The organism is Acinetobacter lwoffii, from assembly GCF_024129355.1.
GTDB lineage: Bacteria > Pseudomonadota > Gammaproteobacteria > Pseudomonadales > Moraxellaceae > Acinetobacter > Acinetobacter lwoffii_I.
The window spans coordinates 1-14268 of record NZ_JAMXXP010000010.1; the positions used below are offsets into that span (position 1 = coordinate 1).

Sequence of the window (14268 nt, forward strand, 5' to 3'; positions counted from 1 at the left end):
ATCTTCAAATCTTCAAATCTTCAAATCTTCAAATCTTCAAATCTTCAAATCTTCAAATCTTCAAATCTTCAAATCTTCAAATCTTCAAATCTTCAAATCCAGTTCATCAAACTATAAAAACATTTGAAAACTCAAATTTAAAAAGTATCTTTCTTATAGCTTACTCAAGCCATGCTGACCATTTACATTTTTAACCCAGAAAAACTCAAAGCCTGAAAACCCTTACACATGCGGCATTTTTTATTGCTTAGACTGTTTCTCTCAACTTCTAGAAACAGGCAAGTAGAATGAACAATTTTAATGCAAGTGATATTAAAGAACATGCTTCAGTCATTGCTTCATGTGGTACTCAAGTCGGGAAGGTGGACCATTTAGAAGGTCAGGATTCAATTAAATTAACAAGAAGTGATGATGAAAATAATGAGCATCATCTGATTCCCTTGAGTTGGGTAAGTGAAATCAAAGACGATAGCGTCGTGCTCAATAAAACTGCGGAAGAGGTACGTAAAGAGTGGACTACCTTATAAGAAATTAAAGTTAGTGGACTGAAAAGCAGGGCTGCTTCAGCTTAATTTTTTATGTCACAGACTTTATGAGTAACCGTTGAAAATGCCAGTTCGAAAGACTGGCATTTTTATTGTTTATTAAAACGAGATAATGATCGCGTGCTGAATTTATTGAAGCTATGAGTGTTTTTTTATAAAAAAACCACCTGATTTTTCAATCAGATGGTTTGGAAAACTTAAATTCAAGAAGTATTAAGCTTCTTGCTGCTCAGCCTGAATCGCAGTTAAGGCAATGGTAAACACGATGTCATCGACCAAGGCACCACGCGACAGGTCATTGACCGGCTTATTCAAGCCTTGCAGCATTGGTCCAACACTGACTACATTGGCAGCACGTTGTACCGCTTTATAGGTCGTGTTACCGGTATTCAGATCCGGGAAAATAAATACATTGGCACGTCCAGCCACTTGTGAATCAGGTGCCTTTTGGCGCCCCACGCTTTCCACCGATGCTGCATCATATTGTAATGGCCCATCAATCAACAGGTCAGGACGACGTTCTTTGGCAATGCGTGTAGCTTCCGCGACTTTTTCCACATCAGCGCCAGTACCCGAAGTTCCTGTCGAATAGGAAATCATGGCAATGCGTGGATCTATACCAAAGGCTTTGGCAGAATCGGCGGACTGGATTGCAATTTCGGCCAGCTGTTCTGCATCAGGGTCCGGATTGATCGCACAGTCACCATACACATAGACTTCATCTGGCAACAGCATAAAGAATACGGAAGATACCAGTGAGTAATTCGGTGCGGTCTTAATGAGTTGAAATGCAGGTCGCACCGTATTGGCTGTGGTATGAATCGCTCCCGAAACCAGACCATCGACTTGATCCAAGGCCAACATCATGGTGCCAAGTACAACAGTATCTTGCAATTGTGCTTTGGCTTGCAACGCATCCAGCTTGCCTCTGCGTAACTCAACCATTGGCTCGATATATTGATCACGGATAGTGTCTGGGTCAATAATCTGTAGATCAGCAGGGAGCTGAATCCCACGTGCCTTGGCAACCTCGGCAACAGACTCTGGTTTTGCCAAAAGGATACATTGGGCAATGCCACGTGTCTGGCAAATCACGGCAGCCTGTACAGTACGTGGTTCATCACCCTCTGGGAGTACAATACGTTTTTTCGCTGCAATCGCTTTCTGTACCAGCTCATAACGGAAAGCTGATGGAGAGAGGCGAGGATGTAGGTTGTTCTGAGTATGTTGATCCAGCCAGTTATTGTCAATATGACTTGAAACAAAACGGGTAACCTGCTCAGCGCGTTCAATATCATCAATTGGAATTTCATTGCCAAAACGATTTAAGCGTTGTGCTGTTTCAAGTGTATCAAGTGAAGTATGCAGAATTGGCAAACCTTGCTTAATTGCACTTTGGCAAAACTCTAAAACATTGTCTGAGGGTGGCGCCTGTTCAGTTAAAACCAATCCTGCCAATGGTGTACCATTGCTACTGGCGAGACTGGCTGCAAGCAGGGTGTCGGTACGCTGTGAGGCACTGATGATCAGCTCACCCGCAATAAACTTGTGCAGTTCAGATTCAATATTTGAGGCAATCAGGCTGGTATGTAAAATACGGCGCTGTTTTGCTTCGCCCTGATGCAGCCATGTCCCCTCAACAATTGCTGCAATATCCAAACTACGTGGCACACTCAGGATATTGCTGAATGGAACCAGACCGATAATTGGCAATTCATCTGTTCCCATAAAGCGGTTATAGCGTTGCAGCTCTAATGAAAATTCGGCAATTTGCTGGTCCAGACGTAGGCTTGGGTCAAGTGTGACAGGAATTTTAGCCGTGCCGTCTGGAAGCCCCTTGGTTCGCATGAACAGAACCCCTGTAGTGCGGGGTGAGGCTGCGCCGCCAAACTGACGTAGATGGGCATCGACTTTTTCTGCTGTCTTGCGTGGATCAGCAAGATCGGCGGTACTGACCAAAACCACCTGGGCATCCAGCGCCTGCGCAAGCGCAGCATTGATTTCACTGGCAAAATGGTCTTGTCCATTGGGAACAAGGCCCTCGACAATAATTACATCATGATCAACCGCAATCTGGCGATGCAATGCAACCGCCTCTTCAAGCAGTTCATCTGTCTCACCTAATGCAATCAGTTGAGTCAATCTTTCATAAGTAATCGGTTCAACCGAACGACGATGGAATAGATGACGATATAGGGTGGTAGTGCGGTCAACCGTCGTATCTGCAATTTGTGAAAATGGCTTGAGGAACCCCGCATTAATTCCTTTACAGTCCAGTGCGTAAATCATGCCTAAACAGGCAGAGGTTAAACCAACACCCTCACCTGTAGGAATCAGTAAAATTGTATTCATAAGTTATGTCAGTCGCAGAATAATAAAAATCAGTTAAAAAGTGGCCAAGCCTGCTTATGCAGGCGTTACCTCAGCTTTAGACTTTTTTGCAGTATTGCGCTCCACTTCAAGTTCAACAACACTTTGAACTTCTTGTGCGATACGGCCTTCTTCATCTGTTGGCACTACCCAGATTTGTGGGCCTGTGCCTGAATCGATTCGGCCTTCGGTACCGCGTTTCAATTCATTGTTGGCGTTTTTATCCAGATTGAAACCAAAATGAGGCAGATAAGTCATGGTTTTTTCGCGGATATACGCCGAGTTTTCGCCAATGCCGCCAGTGAAGAACAGACCATCAAGACGTGGCAGACCACAGCTCAACGCTGCCAGAGATTTAGCTAAACGGTAGCAGAAAACTTCAATCGCCAGTGCGGCATCTTCATTGCCTTGCTCTGAGGCTTCAATCAGGGTACGCATGTCATTGGACAGATCAGACAAGCCCAAAAGACCACTTTGGCTATTCAGCATCTTGTCAATTTTATAAATATCCCAACCCAGGTTTTTTGCCAGGAAGCTGTGCAGACTTGGGTCAACATCGCCACTGCGTGTGCCCATAACAATACCTTCAAGTGGAGTTAAACCCATTGAGGTATCTACACTTTTCCCATTCCAAACGGCACAGGTCGAGCTACCATTACCTAAATGCGCGGTTAACCAGCCACCTTGTTTGAAACTGCCTGCCAGTTCAGAACCACGCTCTGACACATAGGCATGACTAGTCCCGTGGAAACCATAGCGACGCACACCATGGGCGGTATATAAAAATTTCGGCAGGGCATAACGATAAGCATGCGCTGGCATGGTTTGGTGGAAGGCAGTATCAAATACCGCAACCTGTGGTAATTCCGGGAATAAACGTTTAGTGGCTTCAATGCCAATCAGGTGTGCCGGATTATGTAATGGTGCAAGCGGCGTTGCTTCACGAATTTTTTCAATAATCTCGTCATTGATCAGTTCAGCCTTGGTCAGGCTGCCACCATGTACGACACGGTGACCGATCGCGTCCGGACGGTAGTTGGCCAGACGTTCAAGACCCACTTCGAGTGCTTTTTTGTGGTCAGCAAATGGAATATGGATATCGACTGGCTCATTGCCAACCGTTACACCTTTAATGCGAGCATTCTCTGTGCCTAAGTTCTCAGCTAAACCATGAATACGGAAATTCTGCTCCTCAAGAAGTAATGCAAACTTGATTGAAGAAGAGCCACAATTAATAACTAATACTGATTTAGACACGATTGATTACCCAATTTTTAATTAAAATTCTCGTCCATTTGCTTGACCCAATTGCGGGCAATGAAGCAGCAATCCAGATCAATGAATATGTTTTAACATTTGTTTTTTTTCTGTCCTAGATAGACTTTAGCAGATTAGACTTAAGCATTATCGACCGATTTAACAATAATAACTAAAATTTATCAGTTCATAGTTTTCATTTATAAATAAAATGATGCTGAAAATATCATCAATAAGAATACTAAACTCTGCTTAAATTTAATTTTAGAACAGATTAATTCTTTAGTTTAGCGCCTGAAAAGGCACATATTGTTTTTACATACAATTCTATAAAGAGATTCATCAATAAAATAACCGGAAGGTTCTAATCCATCTATTTCAGTGTCAATTTTTCTGCCCATAAAAAACCGCCTCATAAATGAGGCGGTTTTTTATGGGCGATCTGAATACTTATTGGCGAATCTGACCATCACCAAAGACAATCCATTTCTGCGACGTCAGGCCTTCAAGACCGACTGGGCCACGAGCATGGATTTTATCGGTTGAAATCCCGATTTCTGCGCCTAAGCCATATTCAAAACCATCTGCAAAACGAGTAGAGGCATTGATCATGACCGAACTTGAATCTACACCCGCCAGAAATTCGCGAGCCAGACTGTAGTTTTCAGTAATAATGGAATCGGTATGATGCGAGCCATATTTGTTGATGTGCTCAATGGCTTCTTCTATACCAGAAACGACTTTGATCGCCAGAATCGGGCCCAGATACTCGGTATACCAGTCTTCTTCAGTGGCCGTAATGACTGCATCTCCAAGAATACGCTGGGTTTCCCGGCAACCACGCAGTTCGACTTTTTTCTCTTGGTAAAGCTCTGCGATGCGTGGCAAGAATTCTTCAGCGACTTTTTCATCGACCAGCAGGGTTTCCATGGCATTACATACACCATAGCGATGGGTTTTGGCATTGAGCGCAATAGGCAATGCTTTCAACAAATCTGCTTGAGCTTCCACATACACATGACAGTTGCCATCTAAATGTTTAATGACCGGTACGCGTGCTTCCTCGGTAATTCGTTCGATTAGGCTCTTGCCGCCACGAGGCACAATCACATCCACATATTCGGTCATGGTAATCAACTGGCCCACTGCAGCGCGGTCAGTCGTATTCACGACCTGTACGGCAGCCTCAGGCAAGCCTGCGACTTTCAGGCCATGCTGAATCGCGACTGCAATTGCCTGATTCGATTCCAGAGCTTCTGAGCCGCCCCGTAAAATAATGGCATTGCCTGATTTGAGCGCGAGTGATGCCGCCTCCAACGTGACGTTAGGACGTGACTCGTAGATCATGCCGACCACACCCAAAGGCACACGCATCTTGCCCAGTTGAATCCCGGATGGGCGATAAGCCATATCACTAATTTCACCAATCGGATCTTTCAAGCCAATGACATCTTTCAGGCCCTGTAACATACCTTTAAAGCGCGCGGGGTTGAGTTCTAAGCGATCAAGCAGGGCAGGGTCCAGATTGTTATTATGCGCCTTAGTCATATCTTTCTGGTTAGCAACCAAAATAGCAGCTTGGCTATTTTCCAAAGCCGTATAAATAGCGGATAACGCATTATTTTTAGTTTGGGTGGACGCGCGAGCCAAAATGCGAGACGCTTGGCGTGCCTGCTGTCCTACCGTTTGCATGTATTGTTCAATAGACTCTTGCATAGCGGTTTGATCACTTAGAAATTTCATTTCGATATTAACAGCCTGCTGCTGCACAATGAAGCCCATCTATTAAAAATCATCCGTTTTCGCAGACTTCTAAACATTTTGAAATTGTTTTCTGTTTAAAAGTAGATAAGTGGTCACTGAAGCGGTTGCTTGTGAAAAGCAGCTCTGTATAGAATGAAACACGCGGCATTGATGTCATTTATAATTATTAAAGAGCAGGATGCGTGTTCAGGCACACCGGAATGCGCCTGAAATATAAGATCTGTTAAGCATGACTTGCACAATAAAAATAAGGCAAGGACGGAGGAAAAGGAATATGAATTCCATTATCCACATGGACACCCATGTATTGGAACAACATAGCCACGATGGTTTTTTTGATCTTTATGATAAGCACAGTTTTAAGCAGCCGCCACGTACGACCTGGATGGACGGCTGGAAAATCGAATATATGGCGATCGCCCGTCCGGATACCTTACATTTAAGACCCATGGTGATTATTGGGGGAGCTTTCCAGAATTTTAATTCCTACAAATACTGTGTAGAACAGCTTTTTGATGCAGGTCCCATCATTCTGATTGACCTACCGTCCATGGGGGCCAACCAGCAGATTAGTAATGTGGATACGGACCTGTCTGCTGGAACACTGGAGCTTGAAGACCTTGCTGCGATGCTGGGACGATGGCTGGAGCAGATGCAGCTACCGCAAGTGGCAATTTTAGGCATGTCCTTAGGGTCGGTGGTGGCTTCCTGTCTGGCCGACCAGCGTCCTGAACTGATCGATCGAATGATCCTGATGGGGGTGATGCAAAAAACCCGTAAAAGCTGGCGGATGCTGCTGGAAGAATCCCTACATCTGATGAAAGAACAGCGCATGGACGAATTTGGTCAGGCGGTCATTTTGTATCTGGTCAATCATGCACGCCTAACCGAAACCCGCATGTCACCGACAGCAAAGCGTTTGTTCTTCAAGCAGATGTCAGAATTCACTGCGACTGAACAGGATCGTTATGATATCAATTGCAACCGTTTATTGCGTCTGACCAATGTGCCGATTCCGCAGTGCAAAGTGCTGGTGGCATGTGGGCAATATGACAGTTTTACCTTGCCACATGAAAATGCGAATTTTGCCCTGCAATGCCCGGATATGCAGTACGTGCAAATTGCAGGCGCCGATCATGTACCACAGCTGCAACGTCGTAAAGAAACCATGCATCTGTTTGCAACTTTCTTGCGTGATGAGGCTGTTGATCAACTGGATGGCATTATTCCATTCACTCGCGAACAGATACAGCAGCTTGAACGTCGCGGTGAAGAGCGGATTCAGGTGCAAGACTCACAGCGCTTCCTCAGTCATCGTCATTCTGATCTCATTTTAAAAGCAGAGATCGTGGACATGAATTTCTTTGGGGTATTACTAGAGCTAGATGTAGAATGGGCAGTATGTGCGGCAACTTATCCTCGTGACTTGGCCTTGCATCTGGAAGATGAAGCAGGGGAATTTCAGATTGAATGCCTAATCTTTGAACAGGATGATACCCAGCTGCGTGCTTTATTTAAACATGGCAGTTTTGAAGTCGCAGAACGCTTATTACGCTTTGTACAAATGCAAAAAATGCTCTCACAAACTGAAGTATTTGATGCGGCAATTTAAAAACATCATCTTTAAAAAACAGCGTACTTAAACGCTGTTTTTTTTCACGGCATGAATCATCCAGACCAGATCACTCAAATGTTCATCCTGTTCATGAGTCGGGTTTTGCTGACGAGGCTCGGCAAAATAACGTTGTGGTTGTTGTACCTCAACCTGGTCAAATCCTGCATCTTGAAAAAAGTGCTGCAGTTCTTGGGGGGATTTAAAATGAAAGGTAAACGCACTGCGAGACATGAATTTAAGTAGACGGCTACTGCTCCAGATAAAGTTCGCCAGTTTATTTTTCACCGGTTCAGGATAAATATCGCTGAGATAGTGAACTGCCGGGAAATACTGCGCATTTTCTGTAATACCCTGCATCAGAATGCGTAACATATGTTGATCAAAATAATTAATCAGCCCTTCACTAATGATGACCAAGGGCTGGTTTCGGTCAAACATCTGAAAAATACAGTCCAGCTCTTCACTAAAAATATCGGCAGTCAGGACTTCAGGGGCATGCTGATCGATTTGCTGTAAAGCCTGCGTCTTGATCTCGGCCATATCGGGCAGATCCAGTTCACGATAATTAATCTCGGGAAATTTCAGTCTGAAATTCCAGCTGCGTGGAGATAGTCCGCAGGCAATTTCAAGAACCTGAAGTTGTGGGTGTTGCTCAATTAGTTGACACAGATGCTCATCAATCATCTGATGGCGCTGCTTAAGTGTAGTCCGCATGCTACCGCCGACATGACGTTCTGCCCAGGATTCAAGTGGATGAAGCAGTTTGGCCAGAAACTTGCCTTTGGATGTAGCAAAGGCTGGATGTGAGATTCCCATTTGATACCAGATATAGGCGGTATAGTGCGCCGTAAAAGAAATATGGCGATGTTGCGAAAGTGAGTCTGTCATATTTGTTCTGACCTTATTGTTATTTTTAAGTTGATTAAATAATAGTGTGACCTTTTCATTACTATAATTAAAAAGGAACACCTTGTCGTGTCCCTTTTTCATATTGATTGGATTTAAAAAGTTTTAGCTGGATTGCTGTTTAAATGCCAGTATTTCATTACGGATCTCGCGCCATTCTTCACCCAGATCCAGTTCATCACCAATCTGGATGTTCGGGATGTTGCCGCGCATGCGTTCCAGGCGTTGCTGGTTCGGGAGGGGCAGATCTTCAATTCCTTCCAGTGCAATACATTGTGCTGCACGATCATTGCAGACCAGACCCATATCACAACCAGCTTTGAGTGCGGCCTGAATTCGGACATCGGCACCGCCTGCGACACATGCGGCCTGCATGCTTAAATCATCCGAGAACAAGACGCCGTCAAAGCCCAGCTCCTGACGTAAAACCTTCCGAATCCAGAATTCCGAGAAGCCTGCCGGATTGGGATCAACCTGACTATAGATGACATGAGCCGGCATCAGCGCATCCAGTTGTGGTTGCAGTTGGATAAATGTTTGCATATCTTTTTGCTGGATTTCTGCATAGGAGCGCGTATCAATTGCTGCAGCAACATGTGAATCCGCTTTGACTGAGCCATGACCTGGGAAATGTTTACCAGTTGAAGCCATGCCGGCACGTTTCATGCCGTGCAGAAATGCACCAGCCAGCGGAATAATATCCTGAATATTTTGCGCGAAACTGCGATCGCCGATCACATCACTGATGTCATTCAAGTCCAGTACCGGCGCAAAGCTGAAATCAATGCCGACAGCCAACACTTCAGTCGCCATCAGCCAGCCGCATTTTTCAGCCAGTTCAAGGGCACGCTGTGGATCGCGCGTATAAAGTTCGCCAAATTTCCCCATGGCAGGCAGCAGGGTAAAGCCTTGTCTTAAACGCTGGACACGACCGCCTTCCTGATCTACCGCAATTAAAATATCAGGATGCACCTGACGCATATGATCGGTCAAAGCACGGACTTGCGCCGGAGATTCGATATTGCGACCAAATAAAATCACTCCACCGACTTGCGGCGCACTTAATAGTTCAATATCTTCTTGAGTGAGGGTTGTGCCTGCGATGTCGAGCATCAATGCGCCAATCATATGCGGAATCCGTTTTAGAGTTTTCGGAGAAAACAATACCTGAATTCTGCAATGATTTGCTACACTTTGTCAGCACAGAATATGATAAAACTACACGACATAAACATATTAAGTTGTTTAAGATGCTGAATACGTTAAATTCTGGTCGAAAAGCAACACGGTCACATTGGTCTCTAGGCCAAGGAAGTACGAATTATTTATGAAATTTCAAACTATAGCTTGCGCAGTTGCGATTGCGACAGGTGGATTCTTTTTTACCCATGTAGTGAATGATGCGATTGCGGCCAATAGTAATGAAGTGGTCAGTAAAGCAATTCAGCCATCTCAAGAGCAGGCGCTGGTGTCACGTCAGCTGGCAACCCTGGTTGACCGTCAGCATTATTTAAATATGCGTCTGGATGCCCAGACTTCGCAGCGTATTTTTGATTTCTATATTGATAGTCTTGATCCGGAACACAGTCTGTTTCTGGCCCCAGAAGTTGAAAACTATAAGAAACGCTATGGTGCCAATTTTGGTGCCAATCTGAAAGCCGGCAACTTGTCTGGTCCTTATGAAATGCATGCGCAATATCAACAGCGCTTGCACCAGTTCTACACCTATATGTTGAATGAGCTGAAAAAACCGCAGAATCTGAATCAGCCAAATGTTTATATCGAAACGGATCGTGAGAAAGCGCCATTCTTTAAAACTGAGGCTGAACAGCGTGCGCACTGGTCAAAAATGCTGGTGTCTCAGCTGATCAATCTGACCATCAGTAAAGAAGAGGAATTGGCCAAGCAGAAAGCGCTGAAAGCCAATCCGGAATTGGCCAATGGACAAGACCTGACTGGTCCTGAAGATCTAACGCCTGCGCAAACCTTGACCAAGCGTTATACCCGTCAACTGGAACGTCTCAGCCGCGTCAAAAGTGATGATGTGCTCGACAAGACACTGAACGCGATGATGCTGACTTATGATCCCCACAGTAATTACTTCCCGCCTGTGGATGCGATGGAGCTGAATCGTCAGACCACTTTACAGCTGGAAGGCGTCGGCGTATCGATTCGTCCGGAGCGTGGCAATGAAGATTATACCAAGATTGAAACCATCGTTGAAGGTGGTCCGGCCAGCAAATCCGGTCAAGTTAAATCAGGTGATCGTATCATTGGTGTAGCCCAAGACGGCGAGCAAATGGTCGATGTCATTGGCTGGCCAAGTAATGAAATTGTCGGTCTGATTCGTGGTAAACGTGGCACGAAAGTCACTCTACGCTTGCTCGGTGCGGGTGCTGCCATGGGGCAGGCACGTAATGTGACCATTACCCGTGACGTGATTCAGGAAGAAGATGCCGGTGTGCGTACACGTGTGGTCGACATTCAACGTGATGGCAAAAAGTATCAATATGGTGTGATCGAAATTCCGTCGTTCTATCTGAACTATCGCGCACGCCGTGCCGGTACGGATTATCGCTCGGTGTCTGAAGATACCAACAAAGCCTTGAAAGAGCTGGCAGCGAAGAATGTTGCCGGGATTATTGTTGATTTACGCAATAACCCGGGTGGTTCACTGGAAGAAGTGGCACGTATGTTGGGGCAGGTAATCAAGTCTGGCCCAGTGGTACAGATCCGTGATGGCAATGGCAACGTTAGCGTCTTTGAAGATGATGATGGCGGTGCACAAACCTATGCGGGTCCATTAGCCGTAATGGTGAATCTGGCCTCTGCATCGGCCAGTGAAATTTACTCCGCTGCGATTCAGGATTATGAACGCGGGATTGTGATTGGCAGTACCACCACAGGTAAAGGTACAGCACAAGTACAACTGGATAGTCTGGCGCATGGTCAGGCGACATTGACGCAGCGTAAATTTTACCGTGTGACCGGTGGCAGTACCCAGAATAAAGGGGTCGTTCCGGACATTAAACTGGTCGATATTTATAACGAAGAGTTTGGTGAGCGTAAGGCTAAAAATGCCTTGCAGTGGGATACCATTCCAACGGCACCATTTAAACGTGAAGGCGCTGTACAGAAATACGTTCCTGAATTGGCTAAACTTTCTCAGCAACGGGTCACACTGGATTCTCAGTTCAAGTATTTAGAACAGCGTAAAGCCGTGATGAAGAAAGCCGAAGAAGAGAAACGTCAGGTACTGGACTTGCAACAGCGTAAAGCTGAGTTGATTGCCATGGAGCAAAAAACGCTGGACGCAGAAAACACTCGCCGTGCTGCAACAGGTCTGAAACCTTATCCAAATTGGGAAAGTTATCAGGCTTCGCTGGATGCCTTGATTGAAACACGTGCCAAGATGAAGGCCAAAGAACGTCCGGCTTTGCCTGAGGAAGAAGCTTTTGTAATTGAAGCGGCAAATGTGTTACTGGACTATGCCAAATTACAGAAAAAATCCTAAGATTTAACATTATTTATCATTCATTAAAATAGCCTGTTTCGACAGGCTATTTTTTTCTTTTGCAAATCTGCACAAAAGACCAAATAAAATTTTGCTATGAAGTGCCATCTGTCTAAATAAAAAGAAAAAAATTGTGATGGTGATCGAATAAATGAGCTAAAAAAATGAAGCTAAATATTTGCTTAAATTTGAAACACTTCTAATATATAAGTTGTATTTTATTTTTCTGTTGAGTTTTATTTTTGGGGCAATTCTCAACTTCAAAAGAAAGAAATATAAATTCTAAATTTTAGTTAAGACTGATGTTGTTGCAGACCAATTGGCTTGCATGGATAGTCAGTCTTGAGATTTTACTGAGTTCAAATTTGATCGGATGAAAATGGAAATATCAGTGCAGAGAATAATAAAAATGATCACCGATGGGGAACATTTTTTATGATTGATATTCAGCATGATATTGGTCTGTTCATCGGGTCCGTTCTTTCTGCATTGGTTGCTTGCTATCTCATCGCACGGATTAAAAAATTTGCTTCAGGCGCTTTACAGCTAAACTTTAAAACCTTCAATTTAATGCTAACCGCCATGCTATTGGGCCTATTCATATGGTTGATCCATTTTATTGGGCTGACAGCAAGTTTTGTGCTGAATAAATATGAGATGGATTTGGGCCTGATGCTCCTGTCTGTTCTGGTGATATGCATTGCCTCTATGTTTATCCTCTGGTTAAGTACCAGAAGTACTTGGTCATTTTTCCGATCAGTTCTCGTATTAGGTGTGATCGCACTCGGCATCTTTGGCATGCACTCTATTAGCATGATGGCATTCAATTTTACTGCCGCCCATGTGCAACAGTCACCGGAATTAGTTCAGGCTCATGATCAGCTGTTTCTGGCCGTGGTACTGATGAGCGGATTGTTGTTGGTGACGCTGATGTGTATCGTCGTATCCGAACTGCGTGTGGGATTACGCAACCGTCAGCTTGCATGGGCCAATCAACAAATTGAAAATCAGACCATTCAGGACAATCTGACCAAATTACCTAACCGTTTGTATCTGGCTGAATATGCAAATCTGCTGTTTTCAGGTCAGTCCGAACAGCAGCATGAAATTGCTTTTTTATATATCGATCTGGATCGTTTTAAAGCAGTCAATGATGTGTTTGGCCATCTGGTCGGTGATCAGTTGCTGATTCAATTGACCACGCGGATTCATCTGTTATTAGGCCATCATTCCAAGCTGCTCAGAATTGGTGGGGATGAATTTCTGCTGGTACTGGAAAACACATCTGTCGCCAAAGCTGCAAAAATGTCAGAACAGATTCTTGAACTGATTCAGGAAAGTTTCCTGATTGAAGGCAAGAGTATTCATATCTCGGGCAGTATTGGCATTGCCATGTATCCGGAACACGGCAAGAATTTACAGGATCTGCTGGTCAATGCTGATGCCGCCATGCTGAGTTCCAAGTATCAGGGGCGCAATACCTATTCAGTCTTTAATTATTCTACCGACCAGGATGAAAGCAAGAGCCAGAGTACCCTGATTAATGACCTATATAAAGCCGTGGAAGAGCAGCAGTTTGTGCTGTTTTATCAGCCCAAGTTTCGGACCAAAGACCGTAGCTTGTGTGGGGTAGAGGCATTAATTCGCTGGAACCATCCCCAGTTTGGTTTGCTCGGCCCGAATCTGTTTATCAATGCGGCTGAAAAAACCGGACTGATTATTCAAATGGGCTATTGTGCATTGGAGCTGGCCTGTCAGCAGATTCAAAAATGGCAACAGACACATACTGAATTTTTCCCTATCGCGGTCAATTTGTCTGCAGTACAATTTGAGCATAAGCATTTGTTTAGTACTTTAGAAAAGTTATTTGCACAATATAAAATCAGTCCTCAGCATTTAATGATCGAGATTACTGAATCGACTGCCATGCATCATATTGATGTGAGTATGCGCAGCTTTAAGCGCTTAAGACAAATGGGCATCCGTCTAGCCATTGATGATTTTGGTACAGGGCATTCCAGTTTTCTCTATTTAAAGAATTTCGCCGTAGATGAGTTAAAAATTGACCGGGAATTTATCAAAAATCTGGCAGTCGGCTCCAAAGAAGAAATGATTCTGGAAAGCATTATTCAGCTGGCCATAAAACTGGGCTTGGTGGTGACCGCCGAAGGTGTTGAAACAGAAGCGCAAGCAGAAATTTTAACCCGGCTCGGTTGTGAACAGTTACAAGGCTTTTTGCTGGGCTTGCCGGTAGATGAACAACGACTAGAAAACTTACAATTCCGTTAATAGCGCTC

Annotated in this window: 9 protein-coding genes; 4 read left to right on the plus strand and 5 right to left on the minus strand. The window is 44.5% G+C overall.

Going from position 1 to position 14268, the window contains the following annotated elements; translation table 11 throughout:
- Nucleotides 1-287: 287 nt before the first annotated feature.
- Nucleotides 288-527, plus strand: a complete 240-nt coding sequence (locus NI468_RS07180) for a DUF2171 domain-containing protein (protein ID WP_004729548.1) — start codon at nucleotides 288-290, stop codon at nucleotides 525-527.
- Nucleotides 528-758: 231 nt separating this feature from the next.
- On the opposite strand, the gene pta is transcribed toward NI468_RS07180, so the two are convergent.
- The 3 genes from pta to NI468_RS07195 form a co-directional block, all read right to left on the minus strand.
- Complete coding sequence (pta, locus tag NI468_RS07185) at nucleotides 759-2897, minus strand: phosphate acetyltransferase (protein ID WP_086044121.1); 2139 nt, start codon at nucleotides 2895-2897, stop codon at nucleotides 759-761.
- A 54-nt stretch (nucleotides 2898-2951) separates the two neighbouring features.
- Nucleotides 2952-4172 (minus strand): acetate/propionate family kinase, encoded by a 1221-nt coding sequence (locus tag NI468_RS07190; RefSeq protein ID WP_086044120.1) that lies wholly within the window; start codon nucleotides 4170-4172, stop codon nucleotides 2952-2954.
- Between the two features lie 450 nt (nucleotides 4173-4622).
- Nucleotides 4623-5888 carry a glutamate-5-semialdehyde dehydrogenase gene (locus NI468_RS07195; RefSeq protein WP_004278400.1) on the minus strand — a complete coding sequence of 422 codons (1266 nt, stop codon included), beginning with the start codon at nucleotides 5886-5888 and terminating at the stop codon, nucleotides 4623-4625.
- A gap of 322 nt (nucleotides 5889-6210) precedes the next feature.
- Here NI468_RS07195 and NI468_RS07200 point away from each other — a divergent pair, with 322 nt between their 5' ends.
- On the plus strand, nucleotides 6211-7548 hold the full coding sequence (locus NI468_RS07200; protein ID WP_086044119.1) for an alpha/beta fold hydrolase: 1338 nt from the start codon (nucleotides 6211-6213) through the stop codon (nucleotides 7546-7548).
- A 27-nt stretch (nucleotides 7549-7575) separates the two neighbouring features.
- Here NI468_RS07200 and NI468_RS07205 read toward each other — a convergent pair whose 3' ends face one another.
- Nucleotides 7576-8439: a class I SAM-dependent methyltransferase gene (locus NI468_RS07205; RefSeq protein WP_253100964.1), complete on the minus strand. Its 864-nt coding sequence runs from the start codon at nucleotides 8437-8439 to the stop codon at nucleotides 7576-7578.
- 123 nt (nucleotides 8440-8562) lie between these two features.
- Complete coding sequence (gene nagZ / locus NI468_RS07210) at nucleotides 8563-9585, minus strand: beta-N-acetylhexosaminidase (RefSeq protein ID WP_086044117.1); 1023 nt, start codon at nucleotides 9583-9585, stop codon at nucleotides 8563-8565.
- 199 nt (nucleotides 9586-9784) lie between these two features.
- Between nagZ and NI468_RS07215 the strand changes: the two genes are divergently transcribed.
- Together NI468_RS07215 and NI468_RS07220 are read left to right on the plus strand one after the other, a co-directional pair.
- Nucleotides 9785-11971 carry a carboxy terminal-processing peptidase gene (locus NI468_RS07215; RefSeq protein ID WP_086044116.1) on the plus strand — a complete coding sequence of 729 codons (2187 nt, stop codon included), beginning with the start codon at nucleotides 9785-9787 and terminating at the stop codon, nucleotides 11969-11971.
- A gap of 435 nt (nucleotides 11972-12406) precedes the next feature.
- A complete protein-coding gene (locus NI468_RS07220; RefSeq protein ID WP_086044115.1) occupies nucleotides 12407-14260 on the plus strand; it encodes a putative bifunctional diguanylate cyclase/phosphodiesterase in 1854 nt (617 codons plus the stop codon).
- Nucleotides 14261-14268: the final 8 nt, after the last annotated feature.